Genomic DNA, 22,703 nt, shown 5'->3' with positions numbered 1-22,703 from the left:
GGCGATTTTACCTGAAGCAACGCTTGTATCGACACTTGGTCGCGGAAAAATGCGCCGGGATTTCATGATCCGGAACGTTGAATGCTGGTTTGACAAGCCAAGCAAGCGGATGTCTTGCCGAATCGACAAGCAGCGTGGCAAGAGCGGCAACGGCCAGAAAACCACGCCCGGGGCATGGCGGCGGCAGCGCAGCGTCAGGCATAATGCGCCGCGTCGCTACCGATGAAAGACGCCATGAAAGCCATCCGCTGTACCGCCTGGGGCCCGCCCGGCAACTTGACCCTCGCCGACCTGCCCGACCTGGTGCCGGGCCCGGGCGAGGTGGTGGTCGATGTCCGCGCTGCCGGCGTGAATTTTCCGGATGTGCTGACGGTCCAGGGCAAGTACCAGTTCCGCCCGCCCCTGCCCTTCACACCCGGCAACGAGTTTGCCGGCGTCGTGCGCGGGGTCGGCCCTGGCGTGACCGCGTTCACGCCGGGCCAGCACGTGATCGGTTTTACGCGCACCGGCGCCTTCGCCGAGCAGGCGCTGGCGCCCGTGGGCGCGCTGCTGCCGATGCCGGCCACGATGGATTTCGATGTGGCCGCCGCGCTGACGCTCACCTACGGCACCGCGTACCACGCACTGGCCGACCGGGGCGCCGTACAACCGGGCGAGACGATCCTGGTGCTGGGTGCGTCGGGTGGCGTCGGGCTTGCCGCAATCGAGGTCGGCAAGGCGCTGGGCGCGCGCGTGATCGCGGCCGCCTCGACCGACGACAAGCTGGCGCTGTGCGCAGCGCATGGCGCAGACGCGCTGATCAATTATGAACGGGACGACTTCCGCGACGCGATCCGCGCCGCCACCGACGGGCGCGGGCCGGACGTGATCGTCGATCCCGTCGGCGACAAGTACAGCGAACCGGCGCTGCGCTCGATCGCCTGGCGCGGCCGCCACCTGGTGATCGGCTTCGCCGCGGGCAGCATTCCGCAACTGCCGTGGAACCTGATGCTGCTGAAAGGCGCGTCGGTGGTGGGTGTGTTCTGGGGCGATTTCACGCGCAAGGAAATCGACGCCCACCATGCCGCGATGGCGCAACTGGCCGCCTGGCATGGCGAGGGCAAGCTGCGCCCGCTCGTGTCGAAGCGCTACGCGCTGGCCGACACCGTGCAGGCCCTGGAGGACATGGCGGCGCGCAAGGTGACCGGCAAGGTCGTGATCACGCCGTAAGCGCGTTCAAACCGCGCCAGTGTCGGCGTCATCGGCCGGCGCCGGATCGAAGAAGCGCAGCACGTCTTCCTGCACCCGCGTGCGCTTGAACGACGGCAGGCTCTGCCAGATGCGGCGCCCGTACGGCTTGGTGATGATGCGCGGATCGCAAATCATCAGCACGCCACGGTCGTCGACGTCGCGGATCAGGCGCCCGGCGCCCTGCTTGAGCGTGATGATCGCCTCGGGGAGCTGGTGGTGCATGAAGCCGTTGAGGCCCTGCTTTTCCATGACCTCGATGCGCGCGGCCAGCACCGGATCGTCCGGCGGTGCAAATGGCAGCTTGTCGATGATCACGAGCGACAGTGCATCGCCGCGCACGTCGACACCTTCCCAGAAGCTCTGGCTGCCCACCAGCACGGCATTGCCGGCCGTACGGAACGAGTCGAGCAATTCGGTGCGGCCCCGCTCGCCCTGCACGAACAGCGGGAAATCCCAGCCGCGCTCGGCAAATTCAACCCGCAGGCGTTCCGCCACCTTGTTCACAGCGCGAATCGTCGTGCACAGGAAGAATGTGCGCCCGCCGGCGGCCTTGATGACCGGCAGCGCCGCGTCGACGACGGCGTCAGTGTAGACGGCCGCCTGTGGCTCCGGCAAACCGGTCGGCACGTACAGCAGGCCCTGGTTCACGTAGTCGAACGGGCTTGGCCAGGTCTTGGCCGGCTCGCCCGTCAGGCCCAGCTGGTCGGAGAAATGCTTGAAGTCGTTTTTGACCGCCAGCGTTGCCGACGTGAAGATCCAGCTGCGCGGCGTGCCTTCGCGCTGGTTGGAAAAGATCGGCGCGATCGACAGCGGCGTCTTGTGCAGCTGCAGCGACGAGGCGAACGCCTCGGCCCACAGCACCGCCTGCTCGGCGGCCGGTGCCTTGGCATCCGGTTTCCAGCCCTCGATCGCGGCGGCCAGGTCGTGCGCCCGCACGCGGCAGGCTTCGATCGTTTCAGCGCGCGCCGCGTTTTCTTCGAGCGTCGTGATCATCCCGGCCAGCTCGGCCTTGAGCTTGTCGAGCGCCGGGAAGAATTGCGACGTCGGCATGATCTGCGGCAGCGACAGGCGCAGATTGCCTTCGCCGAACGCCAGGCGCAGGTCACGCGCCGCTTTCTCGACGACGGTGACGACCTTGGCCCAGTCCGGCCCGCCCCGTGCATGGGCCAGGCCCTCGGCCAGCACATCGCGGCACAGTTCGAGCACTTGCGAGGTCGATACCGACTGGCCGAAGAACAGCGTCGCCGTGTCAGGCAGCTGGTGCGCCTCGTCGAAGATGATGGTGTTGGCCGATGGCAGCAGCTCGGCCACGCCGGTGTCCTTCAGCGCCACGTCGGCAAAGAACAGGTGGTGGTTGACGACGACGATGTCGGCCTGCTGCGCTTCGCGCCGGGCCTTCATGACGAAACAGTCCTGGTAGTACTGGCACTCGGCGCCCATGCACGTGTCGCGCGTGGACGTGACCAGGTTCCAGACCGTGGCGGTTTCCGGCACCTTGGCCAGCTCGGCCTTGTCGCCCGAGTTCGTCATTTTGATGAAGCGCGAGATTTCGCGCAGGTGGCCAACGTCGTCGCGCGACGTCAGGCGGCCATTCTGCAGCGTGCGCTCCAGGTGGAAATGGCAGACGTAGTTCGAGCGGCCCTTGAGCAGCGCCACCGAGACCGGCGCGCGCAGCGCGGCGCGGATGGTCGGGATATCGCGCATGAACAGCTGGTCCTGCAGGTTCTTGGTGCCGGTCGAGACGATCGTCTTGCCGCCCCACAGCAGCGCCGGGACCAAGTAGGCGAAGGTCTTGCCGGTACCCGTACCAGCCTCGGCCATGAGCACTTGCTGGTTGTCGATGGCGTGGGCGACGGCCTTGGCCATCTCGGTCTGGGCCTGGCGTGGCTTGAAGGTGCCGACGGCGGGCGCGAGCGGGCCGCCCGCACCGAACAGGCGGTCGAGGTCAGCGTCGTACTTGCCGGCGGGGACAACGGGGTCGGTCGACGCGGTGGAGAGTGCTTCCACGGCGCCAGTGGCCGACCCAGCCGTCCCGACCGGCTCTGCGGCAGGGCCGGGAACAGGGAGATGGTCGGTCAATGTATGTGTCGTAACTTTGCTTGTAAGACGTGGCCTGAGGCAATGGCTCAGGCCGGGATATCGGGGACCAGCTGCATCTTCAGCAGCGTAATATGATCTTTGAGCTGCAGTTTACGCTTTTTGAGGCGGCGCAGTTGTAACCCGTCCGCGTGACCGTCCGCCGTCAACAGGGCAATGACGGCATCGAGGTCGCGGTGTTCCACATCGAGTTCAATAATACGGCGCTGGATGTCCTGGACATCGATCATGATGGTCTGTTCCAAACAGTGTTTACAGATGGGATTGCGGGAATGGGAGCCGGTCGGCGCTGGCGCAGCGGGCCTTCCAGTATTGCTGTAAGCAAATCTTCTTGCTTGTTGCTTGGTTCTCGGTGCATAGTTTAATCCACGCGGTCATTGCCGCCAACAAAGATTGGCGTTAGGCTAAAGAAAACAAGCATTTATGACTTCCTACAGGATTGAAGCGGGCACCGCGCAACACATCGGTAACCGCCCCCAACAGAACGATCGCGCCGCCCTGTTCACGGGCGCGCGCGCGCCCGGCTACGTGCTCGCGGTGCTGTCCGACGGCATCGCCAGCCCTGCCGGGGCCGAACAGGTACTGCACACGGCGCGCCAGGTGTTCGACGAATTCAAGCCGGGCGACCACCCGGACATCGAGCGCCTCGCCCAACTGCTGCACGAGATCATCAGCGAAACGCACACGGTGATCAAGATGAACGCCATCGCCGGCAAGACCGAACTGCACGCCAGCTTCGTCGGCCTGGTCATCAGTCCGCATGGCGAAGCAGTTTGGGCCCATGTGGGCGACTCGCGCCTGTACCGCTTCGAGCACGACAAGTGCGCAATGCGCACCAGCGACGTCGCCTATGTCGAACATCTGATCTCGAGCGACCGCCTGCCAGCCGATGCGGCGCGCAACCACCGCCGCTCCAAGCTGTTGCTCAATGTACTGGGCAACAGTCGCAAGGAACCGTTCGTCACGACCGGCAGCCACACGGGCCTGGTCGCCGGCGACAGCTTCCTGCTGGGTTCCGATGGGCTGTGGCACTTCTTCACCGACGCCGAACTGGCCGCCGTGACCGCCAAGTCCACGCCGCGCCAGGCGGCCGAAAAGCTGATCAGCAAAGCCGCCGAACGCTCTCAGGGCAAGGGCGGCAACTGCACGATGGCGATCGTCAAGCTGGCCAAACCGGCCAGCGCCTAGTTGCTCGCTGCCGGCGACTGGCCGGCTTTCTTCGCAGCCTCGTCAGCGGCGCGCTTGGCGGCCTTCGCCTCGCGTTCGGCGACGCGGCGCGCAACCTGCTTCTGGCGTTCGATCGATTCCACACGCCGCGCTTCGGCCGCTGCCACATTCTGCGCTGCCCGTGCCTGGGCGCTCTGGGTGCGGGCGGCATTTTCCTGCAGGCGCCTGGTGCGGGCTGCGCGCGACTCCGACGGCGTCGTGCGCGCAGCCGGCAAGGCGGTGTTCGGCGGCGCCTTGACGGCCGGTGGATTGGCCGCCAGTTCGGCTTCTTCTTTCTGGAAAGCGGCTTCGGACACGGCCAGGGCGCGATCGCGCTCGTCGACCTTGGCCTGGCGCAGGTAGCGCGACGCTTCGATCTCGATGGCGCGCTGCTCCAGCAGCGCGACGCGTTGCTGTTCGCGTGCATCGTCGAGGCAACTGGTGACGAAGAATTTCTCGTAGCAGATGACTTCGCGTTCGGCGTAGCGGGTTTCGATGGCGCGGCGCTCGGCGGCCACGGCTGCCAGCCGCTGTTGGGCCTGGTCGGTCGAAGTGGATGCCGGCGGCGGCACGTCCGGCGCGGCTGGCCCGGTGGTCGAGCAGGCGGCCAGCAGGCTGGCGAAGGCCAGGAGCGCACCCGCGCGCAGCATGGAATGTGGTGTCATGGTGATCCTTGTTGTCGTGCTTGATCGCATCAGGCGATCTTGTCGGCCGCGCCGCGCCGCTCGGAGAGCATGTATTCGCGCGACTGCATCTCGATGATACGCGATACGGTCCGGTGGAATTCATTGGCCAGCTGGCCCTGCGTGTAGAGCTCTTCCGGCTCGACAGCTGCGGACATGATCAGCTTGACCTTGTGGTCATAGAACACGTCGATCAGCCAGGTGAAGCGGCGCGCTTCGGACGACTGCGAGGCCGACATTGCCGGAATACCGGACAGCACCACCGTGTGGAACTGGCTGGCCAGTTCCAGGTAATCGTTTTGCGAGCGCGGGCCGCCGCACAGCGTGGCGAAGTCGAACCAGATCACGCCACCGGCACGGCGCAGCGCGCGGATCTCGCGGTTCTCGATGTGCACGATCGGCGCTTCATCGGCAATGTCGGCCACCTTGGCGTAGGCGTCGCGCAAGGCACGGTCGGACGCGGCATTCAGTGGCGTGTAATACGCCTCGACTTGCTCCAGCGCGCGTTTGCGGTAATCGTTGCCGGCGTCGACGTTCAGCACGTCCAGTTTCGCCTGCAGCAGCGCGATGGTGGGCAGCATGCGGTCGCGGTGCAGGCCGTCCGGGTACAGCGTCGATGGCTCGTAGTTCGACGTCATCACGAAGCTCACGCCATTGTCGAACAGCGCCTTGAGCAGGTTGTACAGGATCATCGCGTCGGCGATGTCCGAGACGTGGAATTCATCGAAGCAGATCAGCCGGTACTTTTTGGCGATGCGCTTGGCGACTTCGTCGAGCGGATCGGCCACGCCTTTCAGCTCATCCAGTTGCCCGTGGACGGCGCGCATGAATTCGTGGAAGTGCAGGCGCGTCTTGCGCACGACCGGCACCACCGAATAGAACGAGTCCATCAGGAACGATTTGCCGCGCCCTACCCCGCCCCACATGTAGACGCCCTTGGGCACCGTGGGACGGTTGATCAGGCGCTTGAAAGCGGACGACCGCTGGGCCTTGTAGGCGACCCAGTCGTCGTACGCCTGCTGCAGGCGGTCCACCGCCATTTGCTGCGCGGGGTCGGACGTGAAACCACGCGCGTTAAGCTCGTGCACATAATATTCTTGAACGTTCATGGGATACCGATAAAAACATGGGGTGGACGGCGACGCCGTCCACCCCATGGAATTCACGCGCCGGCACGCATGCCGGCGAAGTTTCTGCTGCTTAGAAGTTCAGCGAACGCTTGTCCACCGCCAGAGCGGCTTCTTTGGTGGCTTCCGACAGCGACGGGTGCGCGTGGCAGATGCGGGCGATGTCTTCGCTTGATGCCTTGAACTCCATCGCGACAACGGCTTCCGAAATCAGCTCGGACGCCATCGGGCCCACGATGTGCACGCCCAGGATTTCGTCGGTCGTGGCATCGGCCAGGAACTTGACCATGCCCGACGTGTCGCCCAGTGCGCGTGCACGGCCGTTGGCCATGAACGGGAAGGTACCGGCCTTGTAGGCAATGCCTTCGGCCTTGAGCTGCTGCTCGGTCTTGCCGACCCACGAGATCTCTGGCGACGTGTAGATGACCCAAGGAATCGTGTTGAAGTTGACGTGACCATGCTGGCCGGCGATACGCTCGGCCACGGCAACGCCTTCTTCTTCGGCCTTGTGCGCCAGCATCGGGCCGCGCACGACGTCGCCCACTGCCCACACGCCTGGCAGATTGGTACGGCACTCGTCGTCGACCACGACAAAGCCGCGCTCGTCGAGCTGCACGCCCACGGCTTCGGCGTTCAGGCCGATCGTGTTCGGCACGCGGCCGATCGAGATGATCAGGCGGTCGAACGTGACGCTCTGCTCGGCACCGGTGCTGTCGGCGTAGGCGACGGTAACGTTGTTCTCGCCCTTGGTGATCGCGCCGATCTTGCAACCGAGGTTGATTTTGAGGCCCTGCTTGACGAACAGCTTGTGCGCTTCTTTGGCGATCTGCTCATCGACGGCGCCCAGGAAGGTCGGCAGACCTTCGAGCACGGTGACGTCAGCGCCGACACGGCGCCAGACGCTGCCCATTTCGAGGCCGATGACGCCTGCGCCGATCACGCCCAGCTTGCCCGGGACTGCGTCGATCGCCAGTGCACCGGCGTTCGACAGGATCAGTTTCTCGTCGAATTCGGCGCCTGGCAGCTGGCGTGCGTTCGAACCGGTCGCGATGACCACGTTCTTGGCGGTCAGCGTGTCGGTGGTCGGGCCACTGACGTTGATGGTGTAACCGCCTTCGGCAGTGCCGGCAAACGCGCCGCGGCCGTGGAAGAAGCTGACCTTGTTTTTCTTGAACAGGAACAGGATGCCGTCGTTGTTCTGCTTGACGATCGTGTCCTTGCGACCCAGCATCTTGCCCAGGTCGAGCTCGAGGCCGGAGACGTTGATGCCGTGGTCGGCAAACGCGTGACCGGCGTGCTCGAAGTGCTCGGACGACTGCAGCAGCGCTTTCGACGGGATGCAGCCGACGTTGGTGCAGGTGCCGCCCGGGGCAGGCTTGCCGGCGGCGTTGCTCCATTCGTCGATACAGGCAACCTTGAAGCCCAGCTGGGCTGCGCGGATGGCGGCAATGTAACCGCCAGGACCGCCGCCGATGACGACGACGTCAAATTGTTTATCGCTCATTACATGATTCCTTGTTGGTTGGAAGCGCATTCATCAGCACGTCGTCCCGGCGCAGGCCGGGACCCAAGTGTGCCCGCGTGGTCGCTGCGTTCGATCGAGCGGCAACCCGGCGGACCTGGGTTCCCGCCTTCGCGGGAACGACGTGCCGGGACTGGTAGCCAGCGCACGCTTCAACATGGTTATTCTTCGGGTACAAACACCCACAGCAGTAAGTAAATCAGGATGCCGAAGCCGAACGTGAGGACGAACAGCACGAAGATCAGGCGCCAGACCCATGACTCGAGGCCATAGGTGCGCGCCAGGCCGCCACACACACCGCCGAGCCAGCGATCGACCCGCGTGCGTCGCAGGCCGCTGAGCAGGTCGTCGCGGTGCGCGTCGAACGATGAGCCGCTCTTGAACGCGCTCTCCTTCGTCAGGCTGACGGTGGAGGCACCAGAGAGGATGCGCGCCTTGGCCTGCTCGAATTCGGCGTCGGACAGCGCGCCGGCCTGGTGCAGCTCGTGCAGCCGCTTGATTTCGTCTGACAGCATGTCGTTCTCCGGCAAACTATGGCCGGCGCCATGCGGCGCCGGCCAGGTTGAGACTTACAGGTCCAGCAGCAGGCGGGCCGGATCTTCCAGCGCATCCTTCATCGCGACCAGGCCCAGGACGGCTTCGCGGCCGTCGATGATGCGGTGGTCGTACGACATGGCCAGGTAGTTCATCGGACGGATCACGATCTGACCGTTTTCGACGACTGCGCGGTCCTTGGTCGCGTGCACGCCCAGGATGGCCGACTGTGGTGGGTTGATGATCGGGGTCGACATCATCGAACCGAACACGCCGCCGTTCGAGATCGAGAACGTACCGCCGTTCAGATCGTCCAGGGTCAGCTTGCCTTCCTTGGCTTTCTGGCCGAATTCACCGATTTTCTTTTCGATATCGGCGATCGACATCTGGTCGGCGTTGCGCAGGATCGGCACCACCAGGCCACGTGGCGAACCGACAGCGATACCGATGTCGAAGTAGCCGTGGTAGACGATGTCGTTGCCGTCGACCGACGCGTTCAGCACCGGGTACTTCTTCAGTGCGGCAACGGCAGCCTTGACGAAGAACGACATGAAGCCCAGCTTGACGCCGTGTTCTTTCTCGAACTTGTCCTTGTACTTGTTACGCAGTTCCATGACTGGCGCCATGTTCACTTCGTTGAACGTGGTCAGGATGGCGTTGGTCGACTGCGATTGCAGCAGGCGCTCGGCGATACGGGCGCGCAGGCGGCTCATCGGCACGCGCTCTTCCGGACGGTCGCCCTGGCTGGCAGGGGCCGCGGCAGCGACTTGCTGCAGTGGCGCCTTGGCTGGTGCGGCGGCTGGTGCAGGTGCTGCAGCAGCGGCTGGCTTGTTGGCGACAGCGGCCAGGGCGTCGCCCTTGGTCACGCGACCGTCACGGCCCGAACCGTCAACGCCGGTGGCGCTCATATTGTTGTCAGCCAGGATCTTGGCAGCGGCAGGCATTGCCACGCCGGCTTTCGACTGGTTCGATGCAGCTTCCGGGGCTGCTTGCGATGGCGCGGCAGCGATCGGTGCGTTTGGCGCGGCCGACGGGATGGCTTTCACTGGCAGCGGGCTGGTCTGCGCCGATGCTTCGGTGTCGATGACGGCAATGACTTCACCGGCGACGACGGTTGCGCCGTCGGCCTTGAGCAGTTGCACGATCACGCCGGCGCTAGGCGCTGGCAGTTCCAGGACCACCTTGTCGGTCTCGATGTCGATCATGTTCTCGTCGCGCTCGACGGACTCGCCGACTTTCTTGTGCCAGGACAGCAGGGTCGCTTCAGCAACCGATTCCGACAATACAGGGACCTTGACTTCGATTTGTGCCATTTAAAACTCCAGTAATTATTCTTTGCAAGAAACCCCGACGCACTGCGCCGGGGTCGTGGTCTTACTTATTGGTGATCACTTCGTCAGGATGAAGCCCTTGAGCTTCGAGAACGCCGTCTCCAGCAGTTCTTTCTGCTGCGCGATGTGCTTGTCGGCATAACCGACCGCAGGCGACGCCGAGGCGGCGCGGCCAGCGTATGCCAGGCGCTGGCCATCTTCCATGCCTTCGAAGATGTTGTGCTGGATCTGGAACCACGGACCCTGGTTTTGCGGCTCGTCCTGCACCCACACCACTTCAGCCGCGTTCGGGAACTTTTTGAGTTCGGCGCCGAACGACTTGTGCGGGAACGGGTACATCTGTTCCATGCGGATGATCGCAGTGTCGGTGACAGCGCGCGCCTTGCGTGCATTGACCAGGTCGAAGTAGACCTTGCCCGAGCAGACCAGCACGCGCTTGACCTTCGATGCGTCGATCTTGTCGTCGCATTCGCCGATCACGGTCTGGAAACCGCCCTTGGCCAGGTCGGTCAGCGGCGAACCGGCATCCTTGTTACGCAGCAGCGACTTCGGCGTGAAGATGACCAAAGGCTTGCGGAACTGACGCACCATCTGGCGACGCAGCAGGTGGAAGATCTGTGCGGCGGTCGTTGGCTGGACCACTTGCATATTGTTGTCTGCGCACAGTTGCAGGAAACGCTCGATACGTGCCGACGAGTGCTCAGGACCCTGGCCTTCGTAGCCGTGCGGCAGCATCATGACCAGGCCCGACGCGCGGCCCCACTTCACTTCGCCCGAAGCGATGAACTGGTCGATCACGACTTGCGCGCCGTTGACGAAGTCGCCGAACTGGGCTTCCCAGATCGTCAGCGTGTTCGGTTCGGCGGTCGAGAAACCATACTCGAAGGCGAGCACGGCTTCTTCGGACAGCACCGAGTCGATCACGGTGAAGTTGGCCTGGTTCTCGGACACATTGGCCAGTGGCAGGTAAATGCCCTGGTCCCAACGTTCACGGTTCTGGTCGTGCAGCACGGCGTGACGGTGCACGAACGTGCCGCGGCCCGCATCCTGGCCCGACAGGCGGATGGCGTAACCCGACGACAACAGCGACGCGTAGGCCAGGTGTTCGCCCATGCCCCAGTCGAGGTTGACTTCGCCGCGGCCCATATTGGCGCGGTCGGCCAGCACCTTGTCGACCAGCGAGTGCGGCTTGAAGTTCTCCGGCGTCGTGGTGATGCGTTGTGCCAGGCGCTTCAGTTCGGTCAGTGGCACGGCGGTATCGGCAGCGTCGGTCCACTTCTTGTTCAGGAACGGCGCCCAGTCGACAGCGTACTTGTTCTTGAAGTTGGTCAGCACCGGATCGACCGTGTGCTTGCCGGCGTCCATCGCATCGCGGAACGCAGCGACGAGCTTGTCGCCGCCGTCGGCTTCGATGGTGCCCTGCGCTGCCAGCTTTTCGGCGTACAGCTTGCGGGTGCCCGGGTGCTTGGCGATCTTCTTGTACATCAGCGGCTGGGTCAGCGCTGGCGTATCCTGCTCGTTGTGGCCGAGCTTGCGGTAGCAGATGATGTCGACGACGACATCCTTGCCGAATTCGGCGCGGTAGTCGAGTGCGATCTGGCTGGCCAGCACGACGGCTTCAGGATCGTCGGCGTTCACGTGCAGCACCGGTGCTTCGATCATCTTGACGACGTCCGAGCAGTACAGCGTCGAGCGCGCATCGCGCGGATCCGACGTCGTGAAACCGATCTGGTTGTTGATGACGATGTGGACCGTACCGCCCGTACCGTAGCCGCGGGTCTGCGCCAGGTTCAGGGTCTCCATGACCACGCCCTGGCCGGCGAATGCAGCATCGCCGTGCACGAGGATCGGCAAGACTTCTTTGCCCTTGCGGTCGCCACGGCGTTCCATGCGCGCCTTGACCGAACCTTCGACGACCGGGTTGACGATCTCGAGGTGGGACGGATTGAAGGCGAGTGACAGGTGAACCGGACCGCCCGGCGTGGTGATGTCGCTCGAGAAGCCCTGGTGGTACTTGACGTCACCGGCTGGCAGGTCGTCGGCGTGCTTGCCTTCGAATTCTTCGAACAGGTCGGCCGGGCTCTTGCCCAGGGTGTTGACCAGGACGTTCAGGCGACCGCGGTGGGCCATGCCGATCACGATTTCCTGGACACCCTTTTCACCGGCGCGCTGGATGACTTCGTCCATCGACGCGATGAACGATTCGCCACCTTCGAGCGAGAAGCGCTTGGCGCCGACGTACTTGGTGTGCAGGTAGCGCTCGAGGCCTTCGGCCGCGGTCAGGCGCTCGAGGATGTGCTTTTTCTTTTCGGCCGAGAAGGTCGGGGTCGAACGGATCGATTCCAGACGCTCTTGCAGCCAGCGCTTTTCGGTCGGGTCGCTGATGTACATGAACTCGGCACCGATCGAGCGGGTGTACGTGTCACGCAGCATGTTCAGGATATCGCGCAGGGGCGCGGTCTCTTGACCGAAATACGTATTGGTGATGTTGAAGACCGTGTCCATGTCGGACTCGGTGAAGCCGTAGAACGCAGGATCGAGTTCTGGCAGCAGTGGACGTTCCTGGCGCTGCAGCGGATCCAGGTTGGCCCAGCGCGAACCGAGGTAACGGTAGGCGGCGGTGATCTGGGTCACGGCGACGCGCTTGCGTCCCAGTTCGGAGTCAGCCGAGGCGACCACGGTGCGGATCGGGCCCTGCTTGGCGCGTTCGGCGAACGACGCAATGACCGATGAATGGACGACGTCAGGACGGTTCGAGCCATCGACGGCCGGCACGTGCTGCATCTGGTCGAAGTAGGCGCGCCAGTTTTCTGGCACCGACGTCGGATTGTCCAGATAGGCCTCGTACAACTCTTCCACGTACGGGGCATTGCCGCCGAACAGGTATGAGTTGGCGTTTTGTTGTTGCATCATTCTTGCTCACCTTTCTTTTCGCGCTTCGCGAGGGTTGGGCGGGTTATTTAACCTTCCGCGACACGGCCTGACCGTTTAGCGGATTGCACTTCAAGACATCAAGTTGTGGGGGAAGGACTGTTTCGGTACCAATACATGTGCAAAATCCTGCCTGTTTGCGCTCATGATTGTAACGCATGATCTCCCGCAGGGCAGATTACATTCCCAGAATAATTTATTTCCAAATGTGTTTTTGAACACTCACTACCGGGCAGCAAATGTGCGCTTGTCGTCAATACCACATTGACCATGTAAATGATAATCGTTATCATTTATGGCATGTCCACCTCCACCCCGTCCCCTGATGTTGCCCAGCCAGCGTTACCGGCATCGGCCAAAGCACCCGGTACCTCTGCCCCAGTCGCTTGCGGCATGCCCCAGCGCCTTCCGGGCGCTGGCCGCGCCATGTTTCTCAAGCAGTTGCACCAGTGGCACTGGATCAGCTCGGCGATCTGCCTGATGGCGATGCTGCTCTTCAGTTTCACGGGGCTGACGCTGAACAACGCGGCGCTGATCAAGGCCACGCCCGAAGTCACGCGCCTGAAAGCCACGCTGCCCGCGCCGCTGCGTCCTGAATTCCAGCAATGGGCCGAAGAACACGCGGACGCCAAGGTGCCGCTGCCAAGCAGCATCGCCGACTGGACCAACAGCGCATTCCCCGTCGATGTGCGCGGCCAGCGCGCCGAATGGACCGAGGAAGACGCCTACATCGCCCTGCCCCGCCCCGGTGGCGACGCCTGGCTGCGCATCGCCGTCGACGGCAGCGCCGAATTCGAGCGCACCGACCGCGGCTGGATCTCGTGGCTCAACGACATGCACAAGGGCCGCAACACGGGCGCCGTCTGGAGCTGGTTCATCGACATTTTTTCGGTCGCCTGCATCGTGTTCTGCATCACGGGCTTCTTGATCATGAAATACCACGCGGCCAACCGGCCGTCGACCTGGCCGGTGATCGGCTTCGGCATCGTGTTGCCGGCCGTGCTGGCGTTGTTGTTTGTCCACTGAAGTTTGCTAACTGATCGTTCTACCGATTTCCAACCTGAGAGAAGACCAAGCATGAAACTGTCCCACTCGCTCGTCCTGACGCTGCCGCTCGTTTCCGGCTGGGCCATGGCTGCCGACCTGTCGGTCAAGTTCGACCTGCCGCAACTGAACGTGGCCGAATACCACAAACCGTATGTGGCGATCTGGCTCGAGCGCGCCGACCAGAGCGTCGCGGCCAATCTCGCCGTGCTGTACGACCTGAAGAAGGACGCCGCCGGCGACAAATGGGTCAAGGACCTGCGTACGTGGTGGCGCAAGGCCGGGCGTGATGCCAAATTCCCGCTCGATGGCGTCAGCGGCGCCACCCGCCCTGCAGGCAGCCAGACGATGAAATTCGCCGGCGCCAAGCATGGCCTCGACAAACTGCCAGCCGGCGACTACAAGCTGGTCGTCGAAGCATCGCGCGAAGCGGGTGGGCGTGAACTGGTCAAGGTGCCGTTTACGTGGACCGGCAAGGGCAAGGTGGCAGCGAATGCCGCCGGCAAGGAAGAACTGGGCGCCGTCGCCCTCGAGCTCCAATAACAACAATCAAGAGAGAATCCCATGCACAACCGTATCCTCAAGGGCGCCCTGCTCGGCCTGGCCCTGGCCGGCATGTCGATGAGCGCGCAGGCGCACCGTGGCTGGCTGTTGCCCAGCACGGCCATGGTCGAAGCGAAGGAACCGTGGGTCACGCTCGACGGCGCGATCTCGGAAGGCCTGTTTGAATTCCACCACGTGCCGCTGCGCCTGGACAACCTGACGATCACCGGGCCCGATGGCGTGACGACCAAGGCCGAAGGCGCCGTGCTCGGCAAATTCCGCAGCACGATCGACATCCGCCTGCCGAAAGACGGCACCTACCGCCTGGCCATCGTCAGCAACAACGTGATGGGCAGCTACAAGCTGGGCGGCGAGGTCAAGCGCTTCCGCGGCGTTGAAGGCACACCGGGCGCGCAAGTGCCGGCTGGCGCGACCGACGTGACCACCAGCACCACGCACTCGCGCCTGGAAACCTTCGTCTCCGCCAATGACATGAACGATACGGCCCTCAAGCCAAGTGGCGTCGGCCTTGAAATGGTGCCGGTCACCAACCCGTCCGACCTGCGCGCGGGCGAGCCGATCACGTTCCGCTTCCAGCTCGACGGCAAGCCGCTGCCGAACTTCCCGTTCAGCATGGTGCCGGGCGCCGTCAAGTACCGCGGCACGCTGGGCGAACTGCGCTTCACCACCGATGCCAAGGGCGAGGTCAAGTTCACGGTCCCGGAAGCGAATATGTACTGGCTCTCGGCCAAGTTCCCGCTCGAGACGCCAAAGGGGCCGCCAACGCCGGGCGCGAAGCGCTACAGCTACACGGCCACGCTCGACGTCCTGCCGCAGTAAGGGCGTACGGGCTCGATGCGTACCATTCTCGTTCCGTTGGCCGTCGACGCGGCCATGCCGCCCGGCGGCAGCACGCTGTTCACCACATCCGGCACGTCGATGGGCACGACCTGGTCGGCGCGGCTGATGCTGCCGCCGGGCGCCGATGGCGCCGTGCTCACCGCCGCGCTACAAGGCGAGCTGGACGAGATTGTTGCGCAGATGAGCCATTGGGATGCCGATTCCCTGTTGTCGCGCTACAACCGCGCGCCTGCCGGCAGCTGGCACGCGCTGCCGCCGCAGTTTTTTGCCGTCGCCGAGTATGCGCTGCAGGTGGCGGCAGATAGCGGCGGCGCCTACGATCCGGCCGCCGGCGCGCTTGTCGACCTGTGGGGCTTCGGCGCCCACGGGCGCTACGATCAGCCGGGGTTCCAGGCGCCGCAGATTGAGCTGGTTGCCGATGTTCTCGCGCGCCGGGTTGAGCGCCAGCCGGTGCTCGACCATGCCGGGCGACGCCTGCTGCAACCGGGCGGCGCGATCCTGGATTTCTCGTCGGTCGCCAAGGGGTATGCGGTCGATCGCATGGCTGCCTGCCTGGTGGATCGCAGCGTGCGCCATTTCGTTGTCGAAGCGGGCGGTGAATTGCGCGGCGCCGGGGTCAAGCCGGATGGCCAGCCATGGTGGGTCGAGGTCGAGGGCGTGCCGGATTGCGAGGCTGTCGGGCAGACGATCGTTGCCCTGCACGGGCTGGCGATCGCCACCTCGGGTGACTACCGGCGCAGCTTTCAATATGGCATGCGGCGCATGGCGCACACGCTCGATCCGCGCAGCGGCTATCCGGTCGATCACGACCTGGCCTCGGTCACGGTGCTGGCGCCGACCTGCATGGCGGCTGATGCGCTGTCCACTGCACTGACGGTGCTGGGGCCTGATGACGGGCTGGCGTTTGCGGAGCAACGGGGGATTGCGGCGCGCTTTCTTGTGCGTGGCACGGTCGGCCTGAAAGAAACCACGACGCGCGACTGGCGCTCAATGCTCCAATGATGCTCCAATGATGATGCAATGATGTTGACAATTGAACCGCTGCGCTGGGGCAGTGCATTGGCGCTGTGCGGCGCTTATTTGATCCTGTGCGTGGGACTGTGGCGCATGCATCTGGCCAAAGCGCGCCCCAGCGGTGTGGCTGCCGACTGGCTCGTGGTCTACGCGAGCCAGACCGGTAGCGCACAATTTCTCGCCGAACGGACGGCCGCAACGCTGGCGCTTGGGGGCCTGGACGCGCGCGCGGCCTGCATCTCGACACTCGACCTGCCAACCTTGTCCGGCGCGAGCCGCATCCTGTTCGTCTGCAGCACCTACGGCGAAGGCGACGCACCCGATCCCGCCGCGCGCTTTGCCACGCAGACGATGGGCACGGCGCCGGACCTGTCACAGCTGCACTTCGGCATGCTGGCCCTGGGCGACATCACCTATACCAACTACTGCGGCTTCGGCCGCGCGCTCGATGCCTGGCTGCGCGAGCGCGGCGCAACGAGCCTGTTCGAGCGGATCGACGTCGACCGCGGCGCACCGGACGCACTGGCCGCATGGCAGCACCACCTGAGCCACCTGGCCGGCACGAGCGACGCTCCGGACTGGGAAGCGCCCGCCTACGGCGCATGGCGCATCGCCGAACGCACGCTGCTCAATCCCGGCAGCGCCGGCGCACCGCTGTACCGCCTCGCATTGGTGCCGCAGGATGGCGCACTGCCGGCGTGGGAAGCAGGCGACCTGGCGCAGGTGAGCGCGCCGGCCGACCCGGCGCATCCGCGCGAGTATTCGATTGCCTCGGTACCGGCAGAAGGCCAGCTCACGTTGCTGGTGCGATTGCAGCAGCGTGCCGACGGGACGCCGGGCGCGGCGTCGGGCTGGTTGTGCACGGACGCGCTTGCGACAGACACGATCCGGCTGCGGGTGCGCGCGCATGCGCGCTTCCGGCTGGGCGAGAATGCGCTGCGGCCCCTGATCGCGATCGGTAACGGCAGCGGGCTGGCGGGCCTGCGCGCGCTGCTCAAGGCACGCATCGACGCTGGCACCCACGACAACTGGCTGTTGTTTGGCGAACGCAATGCCGCCCATGATTTCCTGTGCCGGGGCGAACTGGAGGAATGGCGCGACAGCGGCGCCCTTGCGCGGCTCGATCTGGCGTTTTCGCGCGACGGGAGCACGGCGCGCTATGTGCAGCATCTGGTTGCCGCGCAGGCTGACCTCTTGCGCCAGTGGGTGCGGGATGGCGCGGCGATCTACGTCTGCGGCAGCCTGCAGGGAATGGCTGGCGGCGTGCATGATGCACTGATCGACGTGCTGGGCGCGGCCACGGTTGAGGCCATGATGGGCGATGGGCGCTATCGGCGGGACGTGTACTGATGCCCTGATCAAGTTCAATTTTCTTGTCAGTACACTTCTTTTCAGTTATCACTGACTGAGCATACAGTGACTGAGCATGAGTATGGACGGACAAAAAAGTCACACACAAAGCCATAAAGTTCGATCCAAAAAAATTATATTTGACACAAGAGACTGACGGGAAAGTGCTATTAGGAACTTCCGCTTTCGGCCAGAAGCGGTCATTGAAGGTTGAGAAGTCAACGAGGATTCTATGTCTCCACACCGTGCCAATATCGTCAATCTGTTGAACTTGATCGCTTCTAAAAGCGATCAACTTGACTACCAAAAGCGGGCGCCGGTCAACGTGGCAAACGAATTGGTGAATCAATGGTTTGGCGACTTCTACCACCCAACAGACGAACTTTTCAAGAGCGAGTTCTCCAACGAGGAATTGGCGTCCCTACGAGATTTCGATGCGTACTACGAAGTTCGGCACGCCATGCTGCCAAACTCTTTAGATGAGATGTTGAAAACTAAAGAATGGCAAGAAATGATGCATTTTGCTAGGGAAGTACTTGACGCGCATGGCTGGCGTGGTATCGAAGCGCGTTACGACGTCAGTGACTAGAACGCGACCGTCCGCTTCGGGTCGGAACCAGCCGGTCGTGACAATCCGAGGAATTTTCCGCCCAGCAAGCTGCTATCGCGCTCCCACAGGCCGGATTCGGCCAATAGCGGACATATCCTAACGTCGAAGGCATGCGTGGTTTGATGAAAAAATTCACCCTTGGAGCTTCAATATTGCTCGGTATGTTGATCAGCAGCGGCGTGTCTGCATCGCGTATTCCGACCTGTGATCGAACGAGCAGCCAGCCAAATTTGGGTGCTTGCTCTTACGACGATCTTGTCGCTGCGGAAAATGAGATGGAATCTGTCTATCGGAGTGTTGTTGCAAAATACGCAAGCAATTCGCTGTTCTTAGAACGGCTTGCCCACGCTCAAAACTCCTGGTTGACTTTTAGAGAGGACGATTGGAAAGCACAGTTTGCATGCCCCGAGTTCAACACGCAGCTGTGCTGGGGGGCGAAAGCGTTCATCTACGTAAATGAACGTAGAACGAAGCTGACGAAGGAGCGAGAGCAGAGTCTGCGAAGTCTGCTGGAGAATGGTCCAGGCCGCTAAGCTAGTTGCTATCGCCGATAAGACAGTCTGCCTCCGGCCAAAAGCGGACTTCTCGAGAAGGCGTAAGCGTTGATATATCGTTTCCTGTCTGTTGTGGTGAGAATCCGAGCATTTCCTCCTAGCTGTCGTCTGGTAATCTCGCGCATCTTCAACAAAAACAACGCGCAGATTCACATGATCGGCTCTTTGAATAACTGGCAACGTCGTGGACTTGGCGTCCTGTCCATCGGTGGCGGGGCACTTGGATTTGGCTCAAGCATGACCGCAGTTCTGCAAGGTCAGGAGCTAGTCCCAACAAATATCGTTCCCTTCGCACTCGGCATGGGTTTTTTTCTATGGGGTATATGGTGTGGCGTGCAAATTCTTGAAGGCACTCGGAACGCCCTATACCGCAATGTGATTTTCTGGTTTGTGCAGACGCCTCTGCTACAGACACCCTTTCTCGGCTACACAGTGTTTTGCGGTGCGCAACTTCAGGTCTTCGCCAAGCTGTCACCATTTCAAGTCGGATTTTTCGGTTCGGGATTTGGTGCGCAATTCAGTATCAACTTGGGACAACCGGGTGCGCGTGTCGCCATCGGAATAAACCTTGTCGCATTGTGCATTTCACTCTGGCTCATGCATAAATGCGAATTCGATCATCCAGCGTTATCTTCGGTCCCAACGAAGTGAGTCTGGCAGCGGATTAGATATAGCGCAAAAGGTCGCCATCTCCGCGCCGGGTCGGTAGCGGCCTGCCGTGACAGTCAGTGCTGTTTCAAGCCGTACAAACTGCTAAGCTGATGTGAACGGCCGGGTTCGGCCAAAAGCCATCATTCGGAGGCTACGTTTGTGACAAAGTGCGCGTCTTCGTGGCTCTACCGCTTGTAGAATTAGAGGGGTACAAAGATTCAATAATTATTGTCAGAAGATTCAATGAAGAGCACACGCAAAAGCGAATGGAAAGAACTTAGGGTAGCTGGTTGTTCAGCCTGGGTCAGCAAACGAGGTATTCTCGGGTTTGGCGTGCCTATGGGTTTATTTTTTGCTAGTCAGGCTTGGATTCAAAATGGATTCATGCAGGCGTTGATTGTATTTGCTCTAACAACCATCATTGGCGGTGCCCTTTTTGGATTGGGTACGTGGCATTTATCGGAATGGCTATACCGAAGAGATAGCAGAAATCAATAGATTCGTCGGGGTTTGCCGCAACTGCTGTAAAGGGCCGCTTTGGGTCGGTTGCACCCTTTCGTGACAATCCGCGACTTTTCCGCTTTGGCGACTTGATATGTTCAGTTGGACGGCTGGCTTCGGCCAAAACCGGACCTACCCACCGTTGATAACCATACATTCACGACCTATGCTCGACCTTCCAGCGCCCAATAAACTGAAACGCATCATGCAATCTCTTGCAATGCTCGATGCAATATTGGAAGAGGACTGGGAGTACCGGTACTTTTCTTTCGATGCCCGCTGGTCTCCCGCTACACAGATGGGTTCAATGCGAAATGGCCAAGGCGACGACCTGTTTGCTGTTTTTGATCCAGCCGGGTGTTTTATTCGAGGGTTCGATCACGAGTCGCCAATGTCGCCGTGGACTTCGCATCCTGCGAAAATCTGGCCGGGTGTCCTTGAGCACGTCCCGCCCCAGTTCTCGTCCTCATTGATGGAGCCGGCGTTTCATATGGACGATACGACCTTCTGCATCTGGTTCCCAGCAGGTGCTCAGGCTTGGTGTAAGGGCAAGATCGAATATCCTTCGGCGACTGATCCGGATGGCTCGTCATGGCTGCTCTCCTACTACAAGGGTGAACCTGAAGCTTATCTTGACTTTGCCCAGCATTACTACGGGATCGATATTCCCGTTGAGGCCATTGCACGGGTCTACAAGCACGAGCCCCTTTCTTCGGCCTTGGTCGAAAGGCTGAAGTCACTGCGCCACTTCGATCAGCTCGTCGTCGAAGCTGCTGCAATTGGCTATCCGACTTTGTGACCCATGCTCATCTTGTGTCCGCTTCGGGTCGGTACCGGCCTGTCGTAACAGTCAGTGCTTTTTCAAGCCAGGCAACCTGCTAAGCTGACGTGAACGGCCGGGTTCGGCCACAAGCAGACATTGCCCGGCACAACGAAGACAGGTGAGCCTGCTAATGTGGTACCGATAGGGTACAGAATATTTTGGAGATAGATTTGCAACTAAAGTTTTTGATAGCCGCCACCGCACTTTTGCCACATGCAGCCGCGCAGGGCGCCAATGAAATGCTCCCTGAAATGGTCTATTGCGCTAAGGCGGCCGTTTTTGCTGAGGTCTTTACGCAAAGCAAGCTTGCAAACAAGACTAATAATGAAAGTGTAGAGGCGGCAGTGACAGCTCTCAATGGAATGTACGCCGACAAGGTGAATGAGCAGGATCGTAAATTATTGATTCCTTGGGCGGTGATGGTAGACAAGCTCCGTGGATATCGGCCGAGCACAGGTGGTGCCTTGGTAGCGAATAGCTGCTTTAATTTTTTGAAGAACGGGAAGTATCTGCAAATGGGTTCGCCGTCCGTCATCGCCTCTGTCCGAACAATGCTTGATTCTTGCGATAGCGAACCTACTGCGGATTCGGTTAGTCAGTGCATCAAAAAGAACTATGGCGCGCTTCCCTTGGAGGATGAAAAGTAAGGGTTTCATTCAGTCGAGACGTCATTGTGGCCGTCCGCTTCGGGTCAGTTCCGGCCGGTCGCGGCCACCGCTCGATATCCGACCTGACGACCTGCTATGCTGCCCTGAATAGTTGGGTTCGGCCAGAAGCGGTCATCCAGCGTTAATTCGAAAAGCTGCCCCCCCCATCGGAAGCGCAGAACCGCGTAGAAAATGTCGGGCTCATGTATCTGCAAAAGCGCGTGCGCCGCGAGTTCTGGCCAATGGCCAATTTCATGCGACTTCGCGGATCGCTGAGGTTTTGGCAGGAGGTCGGGATTCTTGCAAAAACCGGAGCCGAAGGCGTAGGCGTCAAAGCTCGCTGGATGCTACTTGCACGAGACAACGCTCCTATTCGTCGTTGGATTAGTCGTGAGGTTTCTCGGTCAAGGTATGAACCAGGATACGTCCCACGTCGCAATTTTTTGTTCGACTAGTGATTCCCGCGAAGATCGGCTTTGGGTCGGCTCCCGCCCTTCGTGACAGTCCGCGACTTTTCAGGCTTGGTGAACTGATATGCTCAGCTGAAAGATTGTCAAGCTCCAGCCTGGTTCGGTCCTTAATGTCCACAATGGGTCGGTTCCGGTCTGTCGCGGGCAACGCTGAATTTTAGATCTGGCAACCTTCTATGCTTCCTCAACCGGCCGGATTCGGCCAGAAGCGAACGTCAGCAGTTCCCACATCTTCAGAAACCGACTAGGGAACGCAAGCAAAATGCCTAGCAAGAAAGACATTGTTCTACTAGCCACGTATAACGCTTCCATGAATGAAAAGCTGTATGTCGCGGCGGCCACTTTGTCGCAGCAAGCGCTGATTGCGGATCGTGGAGCGTTTTTCGGCTCCATTCTAGGCACCTTGAATCATATTGTGGCTGGCGACACCATCTGGCTTCGCAGGTTTGTGGCACATCCTTCCAGTCTGTCGTCGTTAAAAGTCATGGAAGCAATTCCGGCGCCTACTAGTCTTGCTGATCGGTATAGCGATGATCTTCAAGTACTGTCGGAGCATCGTAGGCGACTCGATGCAATCATTGAGGCCTTGGCAACAGAGCTCTCGGATAGTGACCTGGAAGCGCCGCTCCTATACAAGAATTCGCGTGGCGAATTTCGCAAGAGCTTCGGGAGCTTATTGCTACACCTGTTCAATCATCAGACGCATCATCGAGGTCAGGTAAGCACCCTGCTGTCGCAATCGGGCGTTGATATTGGCGTCACTGACCTTGTTGAGTGGATACCTTGCCACAAGTAGAGCTGTCAGCGACTTCTGCTTTGGGTCAGTGGCCCGTCGCGGCCACCGCTGGATTTTCAACTTGGCAACCCGATATTCAAATCATCACCAAACCGGAGCTTTATGCGCCTCATTTACCTCGCCCTCTTTTCATTGATCTTGGCCAGCCCCGTCCATGCCGATAGCCTCGACGACGCTG

General features: G+C 61.5%; 22 protein-coding genes. 14 read left to right on the top strand and 8 right to left on the bottom strand.

The features are described from left to right. Positions 1-234: 234 nt before the first annotated feature. Positions 235-1,209: an NADPH:quinone oxidoreductase family protein gene (locus tag AC56LN_RS05070; RefSeq protein WP_499570246.1), complete on the top strand. Its 975-nt coding sequence runs from the start codon at positions 235-237 to the stop codon at positions 1,207-1,209. 6 nt (positions 1,210-1,215) lie between these two features. Here AC56LN_RS05070 and yoaA read toward each other — a convergent pair whose 3' ends face one another. Together yoaA and AC56LN_RS05060 are read right to left on the bottom strand one after the other, a co-directional pair. Beyond that, positions 1,216-3,309 carry a DNA repair helicase YoaA gene (gene yoaA, locus AC56LN_RS05065; protein ID WP_499570245.1) on the bottom strand — a complete coding sequence of 698 codons (2,094 nt, stop codon included), beginning with the start codon at positions 3,307-3,309 and terminating at the stop codon, positions 1,216-1,218. 47 nt (positions 3,310-3,356) lie between these two features. After that, a complete protein-coding gene (locus AC56LN_RS05060) occupies positions 3,357-3,557 on the bottom strand; it encodes a YdcH family protein (protein ID WP_343025543.1) in 201 nt (66 codons plus the stop codon). A 193-nt stretch (positions 3,558-3,750) separates the two neighbouring features. Between AC56LN_RS05060 and AC56LN_RS05055 the strand changes: the two genes are divergently transcribed. Beyond that, entirely contained in the window at positions 3,751-4,515 is a 765-nt protein-coding gene (locus AC56LN_RS05055) for a PP2C family protein-serine/threonine phosphatase (protein ID WP_499570243.1), read from the top strand. On the opposite strand, the gene AC56LN_RS05050 is transcribed toward AC56LN_RS05055, so the two are convergent. The 6 genes from AC56LN_RS05050 to AC56LN_RS05025 all read right to left on the bottom strand — a co-directional run bounded on the left by AC56LN_RS05050 (position 4,512) and on the right by AC56LN_RS05025 (position 12,643). Then, positions 4,512-5,198, bottom strand: coding sequence for a hypothetical protein (locus AC56LN_RS05050; protein WP_499570242.1), 687 nt, complete (start codon positions 5,196-5,198; stop codon positions 4,512-4,514). The two genes, AC56LN_RS05055 and AC56LN_RS05050, sit on opposite strands and share 4 nt — an antisense overlap. 29 nt (positions 5,199-5,227) lie before the next feature. Beyond that, positions 5,228-6,325, bottom strand: a complete 1,098-nt coding sequence (gene zapE, locus AC56LN_RS05045; protein WP_332530926.1) for a cell division protein ZapE — start codon at positions 6,323-6,325, stop codon at positions 5,228-5,230. Between the two features lie 91 nt (positions 6,326-6,416). Continuing rightward, entirely contained in the window at positions 6,417-7,847 is a 1,431-nt protein-coding gene (lpdA, locus tag AC56LN_RS05040; protein WP_482899576.1) for a dihydrolipoyl dehydrogenase, read from the bottom strand. Positions 7,848-8,026: 179 nt separating this feature from the next. Next, the gene (locus AC56LN_RS05035; RefSeq protein ID WP_499570241.1) at positions 8,027-8,380 is read right to left on the bottom strand and encodes a PspC domain-containing protein; all 354 of its coding nucleotides are present in this window, start codon (positions 8,378-8,380) and stop codon (positions 8,027-8,029) included. Between the two features lie 54 nt (positions 8,381-8,434). Further along, positions 8,435-9,712 (bottom strand): 2-oxoglutarate dehydrogenase complex dihydrolipoyllysine-residue succinyltransferase, encoded by a 1,278-nt coding sequence (odhB, locus tag AC56LN_RS05030; RefSeq protein WP_499570240.1) that lies wholly within the window; start codon positions 9,710-9,712, stop codon positions 8,435-8,437. A gap of 75 nt (positions 9,713-9,787) precedes the next feature. After that, a complete protein-coding gene (locus tag AC56LN_RS05025) occupies positions 9,788-12,643 on the bottom strand; it encodes a 2-oxoglutarate dehydrogenase E1 component (protein WP_499570239.1) in 2,856 nt (951 codons plus the stop codon). Between the two features lie 411 nt (positions 12,644-13,054). Here AC56LN_RS05025 and AC56LN_RS05020 point away from each other — a divergent pair, with 411 nt between their 5' ends. The 12 genes from AC56LN_RS05020 (at position 13,055) to AC56LN_RS04965 (ending at position 22,525) form a co-directional block, all read left to right on the top strand. Continuing rightward, entirely contained in the window at positions 13,055-13,687 is a 633-nt protein-coding gene (locus tag AC56LN_RS05020; RefSeq protein WP_482899580.1) for a PepSY-associated TM helix domain-containing protein, read from the top strand. Positions 13,688-13,738: 51 nt separating this feature from the next. Further along, complete coding sequence (locus AC56LN_RS05015) at positions 13,739-14,248, top strand: DUF2271 domain-containing protein (RefSeq protein ID WP_499570238.1); 510 nt, start codon at positions 13,739-13,741, stop codon at positions 14,246-14,248. Positions 14,249-14,269: 21 nt separating this feature from the next. Further along, positions 14,270-15,088: a DUF4198 domain-containing protein gene (locus AC56LN_RS05010; protein WP_499570237.1), complete on the top strand. Its 819-nt coding sequence runs from the start codon at positions 14,270-14,272 to the stop codon at positions 15,086-15,088. A gap of 15 nt (positions 15,089-15,103) precedes the next feature. Further along, complete coding sequence (locus tag AC56LN_RS05005; RefSeq protein ID WP_499570236.1) at positions 15,104-16,111, top strand: FAD:protein FMN transferase; 1,008 nt, start codon at positions 15,104-15,106, stop codon at positions 16,109-16,111. Positions 16,112-16,129: 18 nt separating this feature from the next. Further along, positions 16,130-17,473, top strand: a complete 1,344-nt coding sequence (locus AC56LN_RS05000) for a sulfite reductase subunit alpha (protein WP_499570235.1) — start codon at positions 16,130-16,132, stop codon at positions 17,471-17,473. A gap of 232 nt (positions 17,474-17,705) precedes the next feature. Further along, the gene (locus AC56LN_RS04995; RefSeq protein ID WP_499570234.1) at positions 17,706-18,062 is read left to right on the top strand and encodes a hypothetical protein; all 357 of its coding nucleotides are present in this window, start codon (positions 17,706-17,708) and stop codon (positions 18,060-18,062) included. 143 nt (positions 18,063-18,205) lie between these two features. Continuing rightward, positions 18,206-18,616: a lysozyme inhibitor LprI family protein gene (locus AC56LN_RS04990; RefSeq protein WP_499570233.1), complete on the top strand. Its 411-nt coding sequence runs from the start codon at positions 18,206-18,208 to the stop codon at positions 18,614-18,616. A gap of 174 nt (positions 18,617-18,790) precedes the next feature. Further along, positions 18,791-19,288: a hypothetical protein gene (locus tag AC56LN_RS04985; RefSeq protein ID WP_499570232.1), complete on the top strand. Its 498-nt coding sequence runs from the start codon at positions 18,791-18,793 to the stop codon at positions 19,286-19,288. A 243-nt stretch (positions 19,289-19,531) separates the two neighbouring features. Next, positions 19,532-19,786 carry a hypothetical protein gene (locus tag AC56LN_RS04980; protein ID WP_332533270.1) on the top strand — a complete coding sequence of 85 codons (255 nt, stop codon included), beginning with the start codon at positions 19,532-19,534 and terminating at the stop codon, positions 19,784-19,786. Between the two features lie 169 nt (positions 19,787-19,955). Further along, positions 19,956-20,588: a hypothetical protein gene (locus AC56LN_RS04975; RefSeq protein ID WP_499570231.1), complete on the top strand. Its 633-nt coding sequence runs from the start codon at positions 19,956-19,958 to the stop codon at positions 20,586-20,588. A 194-nt stretch (positions 20,589-20,782) separates the two neighbouring features. After that, positions 20,783-21,259, top strand: coding sequence for a hypothetical protein (locus tag AC56LN_RS04970; protein WP_499570230.1), 477 nt, complete (start codon positions 20,783-20,785; stop codon positions 21,257-21,259). 732 nt (positions 21,260-21,991) lie between these two features. Continuing rightward, positions 21,992-22,525 carry a DinB family protein gene (locus AC56LN_RS04965; RefSeq protein ID WP_499570229.1) on the top strand — a complete coding sequence of 178 codons (534 nt, stop codon included), beginning with the start codon at positions 21,992-21,994 and terminating at the stop codon, positions 22,523-22,525. Positions 22,526-22,703 lie beyond the last annotated feature (178 nt).

The sequence above is a fragment of the Telluria sp. ZT3P26 genome (assembly GCF_059686035.1).
The sequence above is the reverse complement of the archived record's forward strand: the minus strand, read 5'-3'. Positions and strand labels throughout refer to the sequence as shown.